Genomic DNA, 17,121 nt, shown 5'->3' on the forward strand with positions numbered 1-17,121 from the left:
CTGCCGGAGAAATCCGGTAGGGCCCTTCCTCGTTGTACGGGATCACCTGCGTGACTACCAGTCGGGTGCGTGTCCGAACACGTCGTCCATGACGGTCGCGCCGGTCTGGATCACCGGGCGGATCTGCTTCCGGTAGACCTCCTCCGTGACGCTGGTGCTGGAGTGGCCGACGAGTCGGGAAATCTCCTCCAGCGGGACGCCCTTGTCGGAGAGGATCGACACGAAGCTGTGCCGCAGCTCGCGGGGCGTCCAGTCGGCGGCGGTGATGCCGTCGGCCTTGGCGATGGCCGTCCGGAAGGCGCGGCGGACGTGGGACGGGTCCAGCTCGGTGCCCACGGCGGAGTGGAAGACGAGGCCGTTCTCCTGCCAGTTGTCGCCGGCAGCAAGCCGGTCCCAGCCCTGATCGACCCAGTGGTCCAGCAGGGCTTCGACGCACCGGGCGGGGAGCGCGAGGGTGCGGCGGGACTTCCGAGTTTTGGTGTCGCCGCCGGCCCGGACCGAGCGCCACACCGCGATGTGCGGCGGGACGGCATCCGGGGTGCCCTTCAGGAAGGTGTGGTCCCAGGTGAGCGCCCGCAGTTCCTCCGTGCGGGCGCCGGTCAGCAGCGAGACCACGATGTAGGCGTACATGCCGGTCTTCTGAGCGGCCTGGAGGACCGCTTCGGCCTGAGCCAGCGTCAGCGCCTTGGAAGGCCGTCCAGGGCGGCCTGTGGGGACGCTGCATAGCTCCACGACGTTGCGCTTCACCTTGTCCCGGGCCATCGCCCGCTTCACCGCCCGGTTGAGGCACGAGTGCAGTGCCTGGAGGGTACGGGTGCTCAGTTCCTTGGCCTTGGCCGCCAACCAGCGGTCGACGTCTTCAGCGCCGAGGTCTCGGAGCTTCCGGGCGCCCAGCGCCGATATGACGTGGGTGCGGCACAAGATGGTGCAGGTCTCGACGGTCTTGTCCTCGCGGCCGGCCAGCCCGTACGTCAGCCAGTCGTTCACGGCGTTGCCCACGGTGTAGTTGGTGGGCGCGATGGCAAGGCCGTCCTCGTGATCGCGCAGGATCTCCTTGAGCTTGGCCTTCGCCTCGGTCTTGGTCTTGCCACTCCCCCGCTTCACGATGCGCTTCCCCGCCGGGTCGAACCCCAGGCTCGCGCTGGCGATCCACCGCTGGCGCTTCTCGTCCCAGTGGAGTCCGCCGTCCCCGCGGCTGCGACGGGTCGTCACTGCTACCCCCTGGCTTCGTTCTCCAGCAGCGCGACGTACTCGTTGATGGCGGACGCCGGCACCAACCGCGAGCGGCCCTCCTTGACCGTGCGGAGACGCCCGACGCGGATCAGGTCGTAGATCACGGTGCGGCTCAGGCTCAGCGCCTCCACCACGTCCTCCACCCGGTAGAGGACCGGCACCGTTCCGGTTCTTCTGCCCAGCGGCAGTTCGGTTGCGGTCGTCATCGGTCCTCCCCTTCGGCCACGAGCTGGGCCAGCAGTTCCTGCCGGTCGTTGGTGCGGCGTTCGTTCAGCTCCCGTGCGACAGCGGCGGCAAGCATGGATTCACCCGGGCTGTTACCGGCTCCGGCGAAGGACCAGTGGGCGACGACGAGGGTTTCGGCGTCATCCACCTCGTCCAGGTCGGGGAAGCCGGCGGCAAGGAGGCGTTCGCGGAGGTCGGTGCGGGACTGCTCGGCACGGAAGTCAGCACGGACCTGGCGGAGAGCGCCGAGGGTGGTCGAGTAGCTGGGGCTCTTGCTGGAGAAGTGACCGCGGAAGCCGAGCATGTGGGACCAGTGCGCCAGCAGGCTTCCCGGGTAGAGCGGGTCGAGGTCCCAGCAGGCTTCGATCAAGCGGCGGGTGTGGTCCGGGAGGTCGTGACGTTCGAGTTCGTGGCGCTCCAGGATGCGGCGGTCCACGGTTTCCGTGGTCTCGGCGCTCTTGGTTGCGTACTTGGCGACGTACGAGGCGACGGCCTGTTCGCTGATCTCGCCGGAGCCGAACGCACCAATGGGCCGGACGTCGAGCTGCTTGCCCCAGCGCAGGACTCGGGAGGGCCGTTCGCTGGCAGCCGAGATGGGGACGCCGACGCGGCGTGCGGCGGCCCGGATGGCGTCGTCCAGCAGCGGGACGGTGGCCCAGGACGGCGGGGCGGTGTCGGCGCCCTCGGGGCCGTCGAGCCGGATCACTGCGTGGAAGTGGACCGCGCCGCGGCGCTGGTACTCGGCGACCTTGCCGAACGACACCTTGGCCGCGTCGCGAAAGCCACGGAGCGTCAGGCCGGCGCGGCGGGCGACTTCGCGGCGCAGGTAGATCGTGAAGCGCCGCCATAGGTCGGGAGCGTGGTTGTTCCAGAGCACGGCGTGCGCGTAGTCGTAGGCGTCCGGGTCGAGCGGCGTGCCGAGGACGGGAGATCCCGCCGGGTGGGCCAGGCCGCAGCGGCACGGGCCGTGGTCGGGGCGGTTGTGGACCGGGCCGAACGACGGTGCGGTGAGGGTGGCGAAGACGCGGGGGTGCGAGCGCACCGTGGCTGGGATGCCCTTGCTGTCGTCGCCCGCGAGTCCGGCGCGGATCAGGTGGTAGGTGTCGGCCGAGTAGGTTCGCGCGCAGGCGGGGCAGCGAGAGGCTCGACGATTGCCGCACGCGACCTTGAGCCGGTGGCCGGGCTCGTGGTCGGTCGAGTAGCGGTGCCATACCGCGCCGGTGGGGGCGTGGGTGAGGGTGCAGAAGCCCTTCAGGTGGATCGGGTTGGCGCACCCGCCGGTCCGGCGGATCTGGTCTTCGAGCCGGGGCAGGTCACCGCGGGCGGCGAGCCGGGCGAGGTCGAGCAGAGCGAGGTCGGGTCGCTCGGTGAGTCGGTTCATGGGTCACCTCCCTGATGGGGAAGACCCGGGGCCAGCCGTGAGCAGTGACCCCGGGCGGGCGGATCAGGACGGGTTGGGCGTGGGCGTGGTGTGCTGGTCGGTCCAGGTCTCCGCGCAGACTTTGTGGGCGGGCCTGCCGCGGTCGGAGCGGAGGTGAGTCGGCTCGTGGCAGACGCCGCAGGGGGCGGGCCTGTTGTCCCAGTGGCGGGAGTCGCGCCAGTCGAGGGAGGGCATGTCAGAGCGCCGGCGGGTAGGCGCGGGCGACGGTGCCGCGGCCGTGGCAGGAGGGGCAGGTGACCGGGCTGGTGGTGCGGGTGCCGTCCGGGCGGCGGGTGCCGGTGGCGATGGCGACGCGGGGGAAGCCGTCGCAGTTCGGGCAGATGCGGCCCTGGGCGTGGCGGTGCTGCGTCATGATGGGGGTCTCCTTCGCGGACTACGGTTCGGGGAGGGTTGAGGTCCCCGGCGCGGCGGGATGCTTGGCGGCTTGCTGCCGTGCCGGGGGCCGGTTTTGTCTCAGCGGCGGCGCGCGGTTCGGGCGCCGGGCTTGGCGGCGTACATCTGGCGGTCGGCGGCCGACAGTGCCTCGGTGAGCAGGTGCGTGCCGGGGTGCGAGGTGCCGACGGAGGCGCTGACGCTCAGCAGCTCGGTGCCGTGCGGCACGGGGTGCTGGAGCAGGCCGCGCAGCTCGGGGACGCGGTGGTCGGTGTCCAGGACGACGGCGGCGAACTCGTCTCCGCCGAGGCGGGCGGCAAGGCCGTCGGTGCCGCACCAGGTGGCGAGGCGGCGAGCGGTGGCGGCGAGAACGGCGTCTCCGGCGGCGTGGCCGTGGGTGTCGTTGACGGCCTTGAAGTCGTCCAGGTCGATCAGCAGGACGGTGGTGCGCTCGGGGTGACGGTGGATCAGCCGCTCGGCGCGGGCGGTGAAGCCGTCGCGGGTGAGCAGGCCGGTGAGCGGGTCGCGGCGAGCGGTGGTCAGCCGGCGGGCGAGGAATGCGCTGTGGGCGGTCCAGCCGAGCAGGGGGACGCCGGCGGCGACGAGCGGGGCGAGGTCCATTGCGGTCCTTCCGGAGCGGGTCGAGGTCTCCGGGGCGGCGGGATGGCTTGGCGGCTTGCTTCCGCCCCGGGGACCGGTCAGATGCCGAGGGAGTGCGCGCGGGCGGAGGCCCGGTCGAGCAGGCGGTGCACATCGGTCTGGCGGGTGCCGGGGGCGTCGTTGAACACGTCCGGGGAGGCGGCGGCCCGTCCGGTGGTGTGCAGGACTTCCATCACCTGGTTGCGGGCGCGGCCGACGGTGTACGGGGTGCCGTAGCCGTTCAGCAGGACGGCGGCTTGGGCGCCGAGGAGGCAGACGCGGCCGGAGGCGTCCCACAACTTGCCCTGGACCCACCCGACTTCGGCGAGGTAGCGGGAGGTGAGCCGGAGGTGATCGGCGACGGACACGTCCACCGGCCGGGCGGTGCGGTGTGCGAGCCGGTCCAGCACGGACAACCGCGGCTGCGGGAAGCCGGCGTTCCAACGCTGAATCGTGCTGCCGAAGTTGCAGATGAGCGGCACCACCGCGCGGGCCTGGACGGGCAGCGTGGCCAAGTACGCCTCGATCTCCGCGACCAGGGCCGAGCCTTCGGGGGTGAGCGACAGCGAGTCCGGGAGCAGGAGGGTGGCGTTCACGGTCGGCCCCCGGTCACTTCTGCTGGGTGTTGTTGATGACGTCCACGCCAGAGCGGGCGGTGCCGTCGATAACCGGGGCGAGGAAGGTGTTCGCCAGGTAGAACCCGAACAGTCCGATCAGGACGGCGACCCAGAGGCGGATGTTGAGGTAGCGGACGACGGCCCAGACGGCGATGCCGAGGACGAGGACGAAGGGCAGGGTGAGGGACATGGCGGGCTCCTGTCAGCGGATGGTGCAGCGGTGGGTACGGGCGGCGATCTCGGCTGCGGCGCGACTGTCGTAGTCGGCGGAGAAGCCGCAGCGCGGGGCGGTGCAGGCGGCGGTGTGCTTCTCGCGGCCGCGGTTGTCGAAGTACGTGCCGACCTGCACGGGGCCGATGCGGATCATGTTGCGCAGGCGGATCGGGCGGGGCATGGGATCACCTCTCAGGTGAGCTGGGCCGCGATGGCGGTGGCGAAGTGGGGCGGGACGCCGAGCCGGACGCGCAGGGTCTCGGTGTCGATCGGCTGACCCGTCCGGGCGTGGTGGTCGTCGGCGATCTTCCGGGCGTGGTCGACCAGCACAGCCGGGACGGCGACAGTGGGCGCGGGCGCCGGAGCGGGGGCGGCCGGCAGAGCCGCGGGTGCAGCAGCGGCTTCGACGGCTTCCAACTCGGGCTCGGCGTCCGGGAGATCGGCCGGCGGATCGGGCTCGTAGAGCGGCAACTCGCCGTCATCGCTGGCGAGTTCGGGCTCATCCGCCGGCCGGTTTCCGTGAGCGAGCAGGGTGCCGCCGAAGAACGCGAGGGCGGGCCAACCGGCAACAAGGATTCGAAGCCAGGCGGGGACGTGAGCGAGGTCGAGCAAGCCGGCGGTGGCAATGTTCGCACCGAGCGAGGCGGCGAGCGCGATCCCGAACCAGGTCCAGGCCGAACGGACCGGCGCACCAGTGGACTTGAGGTGTCGCATCCGCCGCCAGGCCGCGACCAACAGCAGGTCGACGGAGACGGGGTACGCCCACGCCTTCCAATCGTGCTGGCCGGCGGCTTCGGCGACGTCGTGCAGGTGGGCGAAGGACAGTGCGCCGGCGATGGCGGCTTGGATGAGCACGGCGTCCGGACGCGGGAGACGCATCGTCCTTTCCTCCGTTCATAGTTGGGCCCGGGCGCGGGCATGGCGGGGGTAGGGACCTGGCGCGAAGCAGTCGCGCCGACCGTGGGTGCAGATGGGCTACTCGGTGACCGGCGATGCAGCGAAGCGCGGCGGCGAGGTCGGCTTCGGCGGGACGGCAACCATCGGCGGAACGTAGGGGCGGAACCGTTCCAACTGGTCGATCACGGGGGTGAGGTGGGCGTTCGCCCGGCAGATGGTCGCCGCTTTGGCGAGCGTCAGGTGCGGCGCCCGAATGCGGGACCAGCCGCCGGAGGAGTCACCGGCCACCGCGACACCGGGCAGGTTCGGCGGGATCTGGGTAGCGGCGAGAACCGCGTTCGGCGAGACGTCGCCGAGCCCCATCTCCGCCGTGGCCTTGTCGTTGACGCGGTGCACGACCCGGCCGGTGAGCTGGGCCCGGAGCATGGTCGCCCCCTTGCCGAACTCGGCACCGAACCGCTGGCCGCACGCTTCGACGTAGATGTGCGCGCCGCGGCCGAGCTGAGCGAGGCGGATCAACTGGGTGACCATCCGGTCCCGCCGTTCCTCGTCCTTACGGGTGGCGGCCATGAACAGCTCGGCCACCTCGTCCACCACCAGGATGATCGGCACCGGCCGGAGCTTGGCCGGCAGGCCCCAGACGTCCGAGGTGATCTCCTCCGACGAGACTGCGGACGGGATGTTCTGGTGGGAGCGGATCAGGTCGTAGCGGTCCTCCATCAGCTCAACGAGCTTGTCCAGGAGGTCACTTGCCATCTCGGGATTGGTCGCCAGCGCCGTCATCCGCGAGGCGAACGGGGCCTGTTCGACACCGCGCTTGCAGTCGATGCCGACCAACGCCACATCGGTGCGGGCGAGTTCGGCGATCAGGTTCCGCAGATACATCGACTTCCCGGACAGCGTGGTCCCGAGCGTCAGCGCGTGCGGCACCGCGCGGTAGTCGCGGACGAACGCCGTGCCGTCCTCGCGCAGCGCCACCGGGACGGCCAGCTCACCGGCCACCGACCCGCGAGGCATCCGCACCTTGCGGAGCACGTCATACCCGGTCATCCGCAGTTCGACGACGCCCGGCTTGATCACCGCAACGTGGACGCTGTGGACGCCCCAGGCGTGCCGAAGACGCTCGGTCGAGGCCACCAGGTCCGCCGGCTCTTGGCCGGGTGCCAGCCGGAGCCGGACCGTGAGTCCGGTGGTGGTCGGCCGGACCCGACGGATGCGGGGCGGCACCGGCCGGATCTCCCGCCGAGTGGTCGCCCGCGTGATCGCGATCCGGAACGAGGACGGAGCCACGGTCAGACCGCAGGCGTCCATGATGCTGCTGTACGTCGCGGAGAACCGCGTTGCGGTGATCGGAAGGCCGATGGCCGACCAGTACAGCGCCGGAGCCTTGACCCGGGCGAACGCGACCCCACCCCCGACCGCAGCGAGCGGGACGCCCACCTCCGCGAGCGCCATCACCCCCGACACGGCGTCAGCCCTGAACCGGAACGAGCGAGGTGACGGCCGCCGCGCGGAACGAAATCCCGTGCCGATTCTGCCCGTTGAACTCGTTCTCCCAGTCCCACGCCTTGAGCCCGGTGAGCGCGACCGGCATCCCGATCGCCAGCGACTCCGACAGTCCGGTCTCCGGCACGGAGACGGTGTACAGGTTCGCCTCACCCTCGTCCGCGATGGTCAGGCCGACGGTCATCAGCTTCGCGCCGGTCTCCCGGTCAACGGCGATCTCGCCCGTCTGGCGGTTCACCACCTTCGGCGCGGGCGGGACGGCGACGAACACGAAGGCGGTGGAGACGTCGACCTTGAACACAGCCATGGCTGCAACTCCTCTATACGAGGTGACCTCCTGCACTCATGTACAGGAGTTACGAATAGAAGAGTGCCCGACTCCTGTACATAAGTAAACCCGCCGCGAGAAGAAACCCGCGACGGGTTACGGAACTTGAGCTTCCGTCAGTCGGTGGCGGCGAACCGATAGTCGAGAACGAACTGGTCAGCGGCCATGAGCGTGTCACAGACCTCGACCACTCGGCCGGTGGCGGTCACGGCCTCTCGCACCAGATGGATCACTGCCGCACCCGGGCTCAGCGCCAGCGCGGTCGCCTCGGCCTTGGTCGCCAGCCGGGCCCGGACGGTCTCCCCGTACTCGGCGAGCGTGAAGCCGTGGTCCTCCAAGCGCTGGTAGATGCCGCCACCGCCCGGGTTCTCGGCGAACATCTCCGGGATGTCCTTCACCACGTCCCACGGCAAGTAGGAGGTCGCTTCCTCGGTCGGCACGCCGTCCCGGAAGTACCGGCGCCGACGGGCGAGGACCTGGGTGCCGGCCGGGATCTGGAGTCGCTCGGCGATATCGGCCGGCGCTTCGGTGGGGCCGATGAACAGCACGGTGACCGTGGGCTTGCCACCGGACGCTTCGGTCTCGGCGAGGTAGGCCGCCTTGCCGGCCTTGCGGTGTGCGCGGCGGAAGCGGTCCGACGACTTCCGCTGCACCGGGGGGCGGGAGCGGACGAAGGAGCCCTTCCCGTGCCGAGTCTCGATCAGCTGCGCCGTCCGCAGTTCGGCGATGGCATTGCGCACAGTGCCCGAGGCCACCCCGTAGGTCTGCATCAACTCAGCCTCGCTGGGGATGGGCTGCCCGGGAAGCAGGACTCCGGCCCTGATCTTCGCAGCCAGATCATCCGCGATTTGGAGGTACTTCTTCGCCTTCGTCGACGCCGCCGACTCGCTACTCGCCATAGTTCTTCAGGGCTCCTATTCTCCTCTACATGAGTAACAGCGCCCCGAAGCCGCAGTCAACGCCCCTTCACTCCGTGTCCGTTGCGGGTGCCGTGGTGCGCGAGGACGGCCGGGTGCTGGCGATCCGCCGCGCGGACAACGGCACCTGGGAGCCACCCGGCGGCGTTCTGGAGCTGACGGAGACCGTCGAGGACGGAGTACGCCGTGAGATCTACGAGGAGACCGGCCTTCAGGTCGGTGTCGAACGGCTCACCGGCGTCTACAAGAACGTCACCCGCGGCGTGGTCGCTCTGGTCTTCCGCTGCCACCTCGAAGGCGGGAGCGAGCAGTTGTCAGAAGAGTCCACCGCGATCGATTGGCTGACGCCGGCAGAGGTCTCCGCCCGCATGGCCGAGGTGTTCGCGGTCCGTGTACTTGACGCACTCAGCGACGAGGCGGTGCCCAGCATCCGCACCCACGACGGCCGACAGTTGCTCACTGGGCACGCGGCAGCAAGCTGACCGTCAAGGGGCACCGTCAGAGTCTGACGGTGGTCACGTATTGCTGCTGCCCCTGCGCCAAGTCCCGCCGAGGCGGGCCGCTTGACGGATGGGGAAGTGTTACGAGTTTCGCTACTTCATCAAGGCCCGCCTGCGGCGGGCTGGCATCAGATGGAGTAGGTAGTGGAGATGGGTGGATCTTCGCCCGCTCACTCGTCACTCAGCCAGGCCCCGAACTCCCTCAGAGATGAAGCCCGGTCCTGATGCGGCACCTGCCCAACGCGCAGCCGTATCCCGCCCCACTCGGTTCGACACAAACCTACGCACGGGGCGGGACGGCCGGGCCCGCCCTCCTGTCTCCGCCCCGGGCCGCCCCGGCCGCCCCCGCCCGGCGGCAGAGCCGCCAGGGGTAACGGCCGACGCTGCAATCATCGCGCCCGAACTCCACCCTGAACAGAGGAAGTCCAGCACCGTGGCTCTCGCGCCTCGCTCACTCCGCCCCGAAGCCGCCGGCGGACAGAGAGAGTGGCGGCGCCCAAACCCCACCGGGGCCGGGGCGGGCGGCTCCGCGGTTTTACCCACCTGTCAGGACCGGGACCCGCGTCGAGCAAGACCGGGGGGCCACTCGGCCAAATTGCGGTCAGGCTCCCAAAGCCCTGACCGAGTCGCAACAGCTTACGGCCCCCCGATCATGCTCGACCCCAGACCAGACAGGACACCGGCCAAAACCGCTCCACCGCCCCCATGCTGACCATGCCCCCAACACCAATGTGTCAAGACCGATGCGCATCGTATGCACCAGGTTGTATCGTGATGCTCCGCGACCGCCATAGGGAGAGGTATGTCGAAATATTCACTCGCGAGCTACGTCATTCGAATTCGCAAGAACCGAATGAAGGATGCCCTCCCATTGGATAATTTCGACGGCGCCGGCACGGATCTTCTATCACTCCTATATGGCTTCTTCGCCCACTTGCAGGAGCGGCCCTATGAAGACTCTTCAAAGGAAAAGTCCCTGGAGGTCGGCAGCATCACCCACGAGAACCGTCAGCTAAGGGTGAAGCTTTCGACAGGATCATACGGGATCCGATCAAGAATTAAAGATCGGGCCAGCCTTTCAACCGTTTTCCAGCGCACCGAAGATGACGTTGAACTTATCGATCTCCGAAACCTGATATCCGTGCCAGCTGGGGCGGATTTGGCCATCATAATGACGGAGAGAATTCACGGAAACGGGATACTCACCCTATTTTCCAGCGCATTCAAGTCCGCATTTAGGGCCAAATATCCGGGGTACACTCTAGAGGTTAGCAATCTCGCCCCAGAGTCGGCGTTTGGGATCCTGCTCGAACAAGGAAAAGTAAAGAAGTATCGACTCGTTCGGCATGCAATCCCGCATGACTTGGGGGATATGTACAACATAAGCAGCCGGCAAAGTTCGATCGGCTCAGTGGAAATGGTAGTCCGTCCAGCTCGGAACGGCTTCCTCCCAAAGGAATGGATCGGAGCGGCAGTCAGTTCGGATGGAGACCTCCAACACCTTCTCGAATGGCGTGGCGAGCGATTCGACGAGATGAAGATTGAAGTGAAGGTCGGCGGCACCACCCGCACGGTGTCAGTGGCTCCTGGTACAAAGCCCTTGATGGTGTATGACCTGGACGAGGAGGCCCTTGCAGACGGAACTGAGGTCAACGATGCGTTCGTCTATGGGCGTGCAGCTGAGATTTCCTCGGAGCTCGCACACGTAGTCGGCCTCAGCCCCGATGCGCTTTCGCGTCCGTTTGCCTGGCCCAGTCATTGGGATCACACTCGCCTGGAGGTGCCGAATGCTTCGGATGATCAACCCTAGTTTGATCATCAAAGATCACTTCAAGACGCTCCGAAGCAATCGCAACAACAAGATCCTTTGGTCCGATATCATCTTTCTATGCGGCACCCCCGCAATTGCATCCGCAGGCATAGTGGTCGCCAAATGGCGAATGGCGGGCGTTTCCAATCTACTTGCCGCCTTGGCCCTTCTGGCAGGGCTCCTATTTAATCTTCTAGTTCTAATGTTTGACGTCGCCAGAAAGGCCGCAGCGGGCACCGGCGGACAAACCTCTCAAAACTTGAAATTTGTCCTCACGCAGCAGCTCCAGGCAAATGTCACCTACGCGCTCTTTGTATCTCTAATGGCTGTTCTAGTTCTCGGGGCAGAGTCTTCTACTGGCAGCGAGAGGATGCCTGTCTGGACTAGTGCGATCCTCGCCTACCTGCTCATCCACTTCACTCTAACGCTGTTCATGATCCTCAAGCGGATCAAGTCGGTTTTTGATAATGAATTCCGGTAGCTCAAACGCTACCCTTTTGCAGCATCAACCGAGCCCTGAATCTTCCCACGCCATCTCTGGGCGCGACAGACAACTAGAGCAAGTGGCATAAATTGGCTTCTGATAAACGCACCAAGATAGGGGCTCGCATGCTCGGCAGTGGAATGACTCTGAGCAGTTTCAAAGTCGGGGACAAAGTCACGGTCAGAGTGCCAAGCGACCGACCCTTGTACCACAATGGGTCGCACGGAACCGTCGTCACCATAGGCACCAAACGGGTCCACGTGAGGATGGATAGGGCCGCGTTCTCCAGCAACGACGGCGAAGTGGCGAACTTCCTCCCCGGCGACTTGGAAGCTGGGCATGTCGGAACACCGCGTAACTCCGACCGCATGAACGATGCGTTCACCGCCCTAAAAATGGCGGCCGGAACGGATCTCGTGGCTGTGGCCTTGGAAGCTGGCGTCATCACCCCCGAGCAAGGAGAGCAGATCAAGGCCGTCTGGGCCAGTCACTTGCAGACCTGACGAGCCGCGGTCATGCAGCAACTCAAGTGGCGCTTGGGTAGGTGTCTAACTGAGTGACAACGCGAACGAACAGCATCGGACACCTGCGGACGTCAGCACACCATCGTGACAGGTGAGAGGCACAACAGCCCGAGGTCAAGCACCCACCCAGGTTGCTTCGGGACGAAGAGGCCGTGGGTTCAAATCCCGCTACCCCGACCGAGCAGTGAGGGCCGCATCGGAGAAATCCGGTGCGGCCCTCACTCGTTGTGGGACTTGGTGGTGGTCCCGTCTCGGGGTGGGGCCGGGGGGGTTGGGGCGGCTTCGGGCGTCACCTGTGTCGGGTCGTGCCGTTGTGATGGCATGAGCGCGTTTGCGATGACACAGCCGTTTCCTGGCGGGCAGGGGCCGACCAGCGTCCCGGTGTTCTACTCGGGGTACTGGCTCCGGCCCGGTTACATGCAGCGGGTGGACGACGAGCAGTGGGATCTGCGGGTGCCGGCGGGTCAACTGGCGGGGCTGGCCGGGGCGGTCGATGCGGCTGAGCGGTTGGGGGCCCGGCGGGAGTTGCTGGCGAGTCGGCAGAATGCGGCGCGGGCGCGCCTGTTGCGGGAGAGCCCGGAGTTGTTCGGGGTCGTCGGGCGGGTGGTCCTCGGGGTGGACGAGCGGCTCTGGCGGGCGGAGCCGGACTGGGGCGGGTGCAGTGTCGAGCTGTCCGGGATCGAGTGCATCGACGGTTTCCAGACGCTGGGGCTCCTCGCGCAGGGCGCGAGCGACCTGTCCGCCGAGCATCTGGACCGGGCCGTGCTGGATGTCCGGGTCGTCGGTGGGGCGGCGCGCGATCGCGCCCGAACGGCCTACGATCTGGCGCACCGCCACCACAATCCGACGACCGCGCAGGACCTGCTGCTCCGGCACCCGGTGATGGCCCGGCTGGTGCGCCAGTTCGAGGGGGACGGCATTCCGTTCCGGCTGCGGCGCGGCGAGCGGCGCGGCCCAAGCCGTGCGGGGTACGCGGTCGGCGAGGCGACCACCGCGTTGGCGTTCTTCGCGGCCGGGGGCGAACCGGCGCTCGCGTTCCGGACGTTGACGCCGGAGGGACGGGAGGAGATCTGGCGGGACACCTCGGGCCCGGACTTCCGGGCGCTGTTCGGCGCGCACACGGAGGCGACCGGGGTGCGGATCGCGATCACTTTCCGGCGGGCGATCCTCGACGAGTTGGTGCGGTTGCTCGGTGAGCGGTCGGCGAACCACTGGCACCTGCTGGCCGATGCTCCGGATCTGGTGGTGTGGGCGGTGGCCCGCGAGCTCCCGCTCGACGCGCTGCACCGCGACCTGGGGGACGTGCTGGCACCCGAGTGGGAGCGGATCCTCGACCTTCACGTGCCCGCGCTGACCAGGTCGACCGCCGAGCGGCTGGTCGCCGCCTATCGGGTCCTGCGCCCGCGGGTGCACCGGAAGAACGAAGTCCAGCAGTTGGAGTGGTGGGTGCGCATCCTGGACGGCGCAACGGCCTGAGTTTCACGTGCGGGGCCCCGGGGCCGGGCATGATCGGTGGGGTTGTGTCGGGTGAGGGAGAGGGGACGGGTGTGGTGGACGAGTTGGGTGGGCGGGTGGCCGGGCTGATGGGGCGGGCCTGGGGGGACTTGGCGGAGTTGGTGGCGATTCCTTCGGTGGCGGATCCGCGGCAGCAGCCGCCGGAGCGGTGCCGGGAGGCCGCGGAGTGGGTGGCTGCGGCGTTCGCGGGGGTGGGGCTGCGGGATGTGCGGCTGGTGGAGACACCGGACGGGAGTTTCGCGGTGCTGGGGCACCGTCCGCCGCCGCCGGGGGCTCCGACGGTGTTGTTGTACTGCCACTACGACGTGCAGCCGCCGTTGGACGACGAGGCGTGGGTGTCGCCGCCGTTCGAGCTGACGGAGCGGGACGGGCGGTGGTACGGGCGCGGGGCGGCGGACTGCAAGGGCAATGTGGTGATGCATCTGACCGCGTTGCGGGCGCTCGGGGACGAGCTGCCGGTGGGGTTGAAGCTGGTGGTCGAGGGGTCGGAGGAGCAGGGGACGGGCGGCCTGGAGGCGTATCTGACGCAGCATCCGGAGGAGTTGCACGCCGATGCGCTGCTGATCTGCGACACCGGCAACGCCGCGGTGGGGGTGCCGACGGCCACCGTCTCGTTGCGCGGGATGGCGAACGTGGTGGTGACGGTGCGGACGCTGGAGTCGGATCTGCATTCGGGGATGTTCGGCGGCCCGGCCCCGGACGCCCTCGCGGCGCTGATCCGGATCCTGGACTCGCTGCGTGACGTGCACGGCGGGACGCACGTCGAGGGTCTTCCGGCCGACGGCCGGTGGGAGGGCATGGGGTACGACGAGCAGCAGTTCCGGTCGGACGCCGGGGTGCTGGACGGGGTCCGGCTGACGGGTTCGGGGACGGTCGCGGACCGGCTGTGGGCCCGTCCGGCGGTGACGGTGCTGGGCATCGACTGTGCGCCGGTGGTGGGTTCGGCGTCCGCGGTGCCGTGCGAGGCCCGGGCGCGGGTGAGTCTGCGGGTGCCGCCGGGGATGGATCCGGACGTGGCGCAGCAGGCGCTGACGGCGCATCTGGTGAAGGCCGCGCCGTGGGGTGCGCGGGTGGAGGTGGAGCCGGAGTCGAAGGGTTCGCCGTTCCGGGCGGCGACCGACGGGAAGGCGTACGCGGCGTTGGACCGGGCGGCGCGGGAGGCGTACGGCCGGCCGCTGTCGTTCCTCGGGCAGGGCGGTTCGATTCCGCTGTGCAGCGCTCTTGCCGCGCAGTACCCGGGTTCGGAGATCATCCTGATGGGTGTGGAGGAGCCTCGTTCGCTGATCCACGCGCCCAACGAGAGCGTCGACCCGGGCGAGATCGAGCACATGGCTCTGGTCGAGGCGCTGTTCCTGCGTCACTACGCGGCCGCCGGCCGCTGACCCCCGAGGGAGGGGATCCTGATGCCCGAGCCGTTCACCACCGCCGACTTCCAGGCCCGGATGGCCCGTGCCGCGACGGCCGCCGCCGATGCGGGACTGGCCGGACTGGTCGTCACACCCGGCCCGGACCTGACGTACCTGACGGGCTATCTTCCGGTGGGCACCGAGCGGCTGACGGCGCTGGTGGTCGCGCCGGGCGCCGAGCCGGTGCTGCTGGTGCCGAGGCTGGAGCGTCCGGACGCGGAGCGGGCGGCGGGTGCGGAGGCGGTCCGGATGGCCGACTGGGTCGACGGCCAGGACCCGTACGCGGTGCTGGCGCCGAGTCTGGACCCGGCGGGCCGGTACGGGATCTCCGACAACGCCTGGGCGATGCACCTGCTGGGTTTCCAGGAGACGCTGCCGGGCACCTCGTACGCCTCGCTGACCTCGGTGCTGCCGATGCTGCGGGCGGTGAAGGAGCCGGACGAGCTGGCCCGGCTGGCGGCGGCGGGTGCGGCGGCGGACCTGACGTACGGGGCGATCCTGGGCGTGCCGTTCGAGGGTCGCACCGAGCGGGAGGTGGCCGCGGACCTGGCGGCGCTGCTGATCGAGCACGGCCACAGCCAGGTGGACTTCACGGTGGTGGGCTCCGGCCCGAACGGGGCGAACCCGCACCACGAGGCCGGGGACCGGGTGATCGGGCGCGGTGACACCGTGGTGCTGGACTTCGGCGGGCTGAAGGACGGCTACGGCTCGGACACCACCCGGACGGTGTTCGTCGGCATCGAGCCGCCCGAGGAGGTGCAGCGGGTGCACGACCTGGTGCGGCGGGCCCAGCAGGCCGCGTTCGACGCGGTGGCGCCGGGGGTGAGCTGCCAGGAGATCGACCGGGTGGCCCGCGCGGTGATCACCGAGGGCGGGTACGGCGAGTACTTCATCCACCGCACCGGCCACGGCATCGGCCTGACCACCCACGAGCCGCCGTACATGATCGAGGGCGAGACCCGGCCGCTGGTGCCGGGGATGTGCTTCTCCATCGAGCCGGGCGTCTACCTGCCGGGCCGGTTCGGCGTCCGGATCGAGGACATCGTGACGGTGACGGAGGACGGCGGTCTGCGGTTCAACGGGACGCCGCACGAGCTGGCGTTCGTGAACTGACCTGTCGCCACCCGAACTGCGCCGGGCGTTCAGCGGTTGAACGCCCGGCGCAGTTCGGCGAGCAGGGTGCGCAGTGCCGGGGCGGGGCCGGGGCGGGAGACCAGGGCGAGCAGGCCGGGTGTGGTGAGGTCGGTGACGGTGACCGGCACCAGCGCGGGGAAGGCCTCGGCCATCGACCGGCTGAGCACGGCGACGCCGAGGCCGCGGGCGGCGAGGTCGGCGATCGCGGAGGCGGCGGACGCCTGGAGGGCGATCCGCGGGGTGAGTCCGGCGGCGGCGCAGTCGCGGTCGAGGACGGTGCGCACGCCGGTGCCGGGCGGCAGGCAGATCAGCGGGTGGGCGAGGAGTGCGGCGAGGGTGACGGCGGGCCCGGCGAGCGGGTGGCCGGGCGGGACGGCGGCGATCAGCGGTTCGGCGACCAGGGTGTGCGCGTCCAGGCCGTCGGGGGTGGTGCCGGCGCAGCCGATCAGCGCGAGGTCGAGGGCGCCGGTGCGGACGGCTTCGGTGAGGCGGTCGGAGTCGTCCTCCAGCAGGGCGAGTTCGACGCCGGGGTGGGCGCGGTGGAAGGCGGCCAGGCCGTCGAAGAGCGGGGTGAGGGTGCAGCCGGCCACCATGCCGACGGTGAGGCTGCCGCGGATCAGGTCGCCGACCTCGCCGACCGCCTGGCCGACGGCGCGGGCGGCGGCCACCGCCTGGCGGGCGTGTTCGAGGGCGGCCTTGCCGGCCACGGTGAGGGTGACGGTGCGGGCCGAGCGGTCGAAGAGTTCGGCGCCGAGTTCGCGTTCCAGCTGCCGGATCTGGGCGCTGACCCCGGACTGGCTGATGTGCACCCGCTCGGCGGCGCGGGTGAAGTTGCGCTCCTCGGCGACGGCGAGGAAGTACTCCAGCTGCCTCAGTTCCATGACCACAGATTCTAGTTCCGAGCAGAACCAGCTGTTGGACTTCTGGCAGTGCCGGCGGAAGGCTGGGGGCACGACAACGAGGAGGCCGTGATGAGCGAGTACGAGAAGGCGATGCGCCCGGAGGACCTGACCCGGCTGTTCGTGGAGCGCTCCAACGCGGGCGACGCCACCGGGGTCGCCGCGCTGTACGAGGAGCACGCGGTGCTGGCGTACCCGCCGGGGCGGCTCACCGTCGGCCGGGAGGCGATCCGGGAGCTGTGGGAGCGGGTGCTGACGAACCGCCCGCAGTTCGTCCCGGAGCCGCCGCTGCCGACGCTGTCCGCGGACGGCATCGCGCTGACCGCCACCCCGCCGAGGGACGGCGCCGGGGCCCGCGCCCAGGTGGTGCGGCAGCAGCCGGACGGCAGCTGGCTGCGGCTGCTGGACCAGCCCGAGTTCCTCCGGCCGGACGCGGAGGGCTGAGCAGCCGGAACGCGGCC

General features: G+C 69.3%; 21 protein-coding genes. 8 read left to right on the forward strand and 13 right to left on the reverse strand.

Translation table 11 applies throughout. From position 1 onward, the window contains the following. Window positions 1-54: 54 nt before the first annotated feature. The 12 genes from ACIQF6_RS07525 to ACIQF6_RS07580 all read right to left on the reverse strand — a co-directional run bounded on the left by ACIQF6_RS07525 (window position 55) and on the right by ACIQF6_RS07580 (window position 8,370). A complete protein-coding gene (locus ACIQF6_RS07525) occupies window positions 55-1,212 on the reverse strand; it encodes a tyrosine-type recombinase/integrase (RefSeq protein WP_400891275.1) in 1,158 nt (385 codons plus the stop codon). Between the two features lie 2 nt (window positions 1,213-1,214). Continuing rightward, window positions 1,215-1,439 carry a helix-turn-helix domain-containing protein gene (locus ACIQF6_RS07530; protein ID WP_400891277.1) on the reverse strand — a complete coding sequence of 75 codons (225 nt, stop codon included), beginning with the start codon at window positions 1,437-1,439 and terminating at the stop codon, window positions 1,215-1,217. Further along, window positions 1,436-2,839: a replication initiator protein RepSA gene (repSA, locus tag ACIQF6_RS07535; protein ID WP_400891280.1), complete on the reverse strand. Its 1,404-nt coding sequence runs from the start codon at window positions 2,837-2,839 to the stop codon at window positions 1,436-1,438. Before repSA ends, ACIQF6_RS07530 begins: the two co-directional genes overlap by 4 nt. A gap of 235 nt (window positions 2,840-3,074) precedes the next feature. After that, window positions 3,075-3,251, reverse strand: a complete 177-nt coding sequence (locus ACIQF6_RS07540; protein ID WP_400891283.1) for a hypothetical protein — start codon at window positions 3,249-3,251, stop codon at window positions 3,075-3,077. A 101-nt stretch (window positions 3,252-3,352) separates the two neighbouring features. Beyond that, complete coding sequence (locus ACIQF6_RS07545) at window positions 3,353-3,892, reverse strand: GGDEF domain-containing protein (RefSeq protein WP_400891285.1); 540 nt, start codon at window positions 3,890-3,892, stop codon at window positions 3,353-3,355. A 77-nt stretch (window positions 3,893-3,969) separates the two neighbouring features. Next, window positions 3,970-4,506, reverse strand: coding sequence for a hypothetical protein (locus tag ACIQF6_RS07550; protein WP_400891287.1), 537 nt, complete (start codon window positions 4,504-4,506; stop codon window positions 3,970-3,972). A 13-nt stretch (window positions 4,507-4,519) separates the two neighbouring features. After that, the gene (locus tag ACIQF6_RS07555; protein WP_400891289.1) at window positions 4,520-4,717 is read right to left on the reverse strand and encodes a hypothetical protein; all 198 of its coding nucleotides are present in this window, start codon (window positions 4,715-4,717) and stop codon (window positions 4,520-4,522) included. Window positions 4,718-4,729: 12 nt separating this feature from the next. Continuing rightward, window positions 4,730-4,921, reverse strand: a complete 192-nt coding sequence (locus ACIQF6_RS07560; RefSeq protein ID WP_387996482.1) for a mobile element transfer protein — start codon at window positions 4,919-4,921, stop codon at window positions 4,730-4,732. Window positions 4,922-4,932: 11 nt separating this feature from the next. After that, window positions 4,933-5,619 (reverse strand): DUF2637 domain-containing protein, encoded by a 687-nt coding sequence (locus ACIQF6_RS07565; RefSeq protein WP_400891293.1) that lies wholly within the window; start codon window positions 5,617-5,619, stop codon window positions 4,933-4,935. 96 nt (window positions 5,620-5,715) lie between these two features. Next, window positions 5,716-7,104 (reverse strand): FtsK/SpoIIIE domain-containing protein, encoded by a 1,389-nt coding sequence (locus ACIQF6_RS07570; protein ID WP_400891296.1) that lies wholly within the window; start codon window positions 7,102-7,104, stop codon window positions 5,716-5,718. Window positions 7,105-7,108: 4 nt separating this feature from the next. After that, window positions 7,109-7,450: a hypothetical protein gene (locus ACIQF6_RS07575; RefSeq protein ID WP_400891298.1), complete on the reverse strand. Its 342-nt coding sequence runs from the start codon at window positions 7,448-7,450 to the stop codon at window positions 7,109-7,111. Between the two features lie 137 nt (window positions 7,451-7,587). Next, window positions 7,588-8,370 (reverse strand): GntR family transcriptional regulator, encoded by a 783-nt coding sequence (locus tag ACIQF6_RS07580; protein ID WP_400891300.1) that lies wholly within the window; start codon window positions 8,368-8,370, stop codon window positions 7,588-7,590. A 17-nt stretch (window positions 8,371-8,387) separates the two neighbouring features. On the opposite strand from ACIQF6_RS07580, the gene ACIQF6_RS07585 reads away from it, so the two are divergent. The 7 genes from ACIQF6_RS07585 to ACIQF6_RS07615 all read left to right on the forward strand — a co-directional run bounded on the left by ACIQF6_RS07585 (window position 8,388) and on the right by ACIQF6_RS07615 (window position 15,740). Then, entirely contained in the window at window positions 8,388-8,870 is a 483-nt protein-coding gene (locus tag ACIQF6_RS07585) for an NUDIX hydrolase (protein ID WP_400892185.1), read from the forward strand. A gap of 871 nt (window positions 8,871-9,741) precedes the next feature. Further along, entirely contained in the window at window positions 9,742-10,698 is a 957-nt protein-coding gene (locus ACIQF6_RS07590) for a hypothetical protein (protein WP_400891302.1), read from the forward strand. Continuing rightward, on the forward strand, window positions 10,676-11,179 hold the full coding sequence (locus ACIQF6_RS07595; protein WP_400891304.1) for a hypothetical protein: 504 nt from the start codon (window positions 10,676-10,678) through the stop codon (window positions 11,177-11,179). The genes ACIQF6_RS07590 and ACIQF6_RS07595 overlap by 23 nt, the downstream gene beginning before the upstream one ends. A gap of 305 nt (window positions 11,180-11,484) precedes the next feature. Further along, the gene (locus ACIQF6_RS07600) at window positions 11,485-11,685 is read left to right on the forward strand and encodes a hypothetical protein (RefSeq protein WP_400891306.1); all 201 of its coding nucleotides are present in this window, start codon (window positions 11,485-11,487) and stop codon (window positions 11,683-11,685) included. Between the two features lie 357 nt (window positions 11,686-12,042). Continuing rightward, a complete protein-coding gene (locus tag ACIQF6_RS07605) occupies window positions 12,043-13,182 on the forward strand; it encodes a hypothetical protein (protein WP_400891309.1) in 1,140 nt (379 codons plus the stop codon). Window positions 13,183-13,211: 29 nt separating this feature from the next. Continuing rightward, entirely contained in the window at window positions 13,212-14,603 is a 1,392-nt protein-coding gene (locus ACIQF6_RS07610; protein WP_400891311.1) for a dipeptidase, read from the forward strand. A 21-nt stretch (window positions 14,604-14,624) separates the two neighbouring features. Beyond that, the gene (locus ACIQF6_RS07615) at window positions 14,625-15,740 is read left to right on the forward strand and encodes an aminopeptidase P family protein (RefSeq protein ID WP_400891313.1); all 1,116 of its coding nucleotides are present in this window, start codon (window positions 14,625-14,627) and stop codon (window positions 15,738-15,740) included. A gap of 29 nt (window positions 15,741-15,769) precedes the next feature. On the opposite strand, the gene ACIQF6_RS07620 is transcribed toward ACIQF6_RS07615, so the two are convergent. Then, window positions 15,770-16,642, reverse strand: coding sequence for a LysR family transcriptional regulator (locus ACIQF6_RS07620; protein ID WP_400891318.1), 873 nt, complete (start codon window positions 16,640-16,642; stop codon window positions 15,770-15,772). A gap of 90 nt (window positions 16,643-16,732) precedes the next feature. Between ACIQF6_RS07620 and ACIQF6_RS07625 the strand changes: the two genes are divergently transcribed. Beyond that, a complete protein-coding gene (locus ACIQF6_RS07625) occupies window positions 16,733-17,104 on the forward strand; it encodes a YybH family protein (protein WP_400891320.1) in 372 nt (123 codons plus the stop codon). Window positions 17,105-17,121 lie beyond the last annotated feature (17 nt).

This window comes from Kitasatospora sp. NPDC092948, assembly GCF_044754805.1.
GTDB lineage: Bacteria > Actinomycetota > Actinomycetes > Streptomycetales > Streptomycetaceae > Kitasatospora.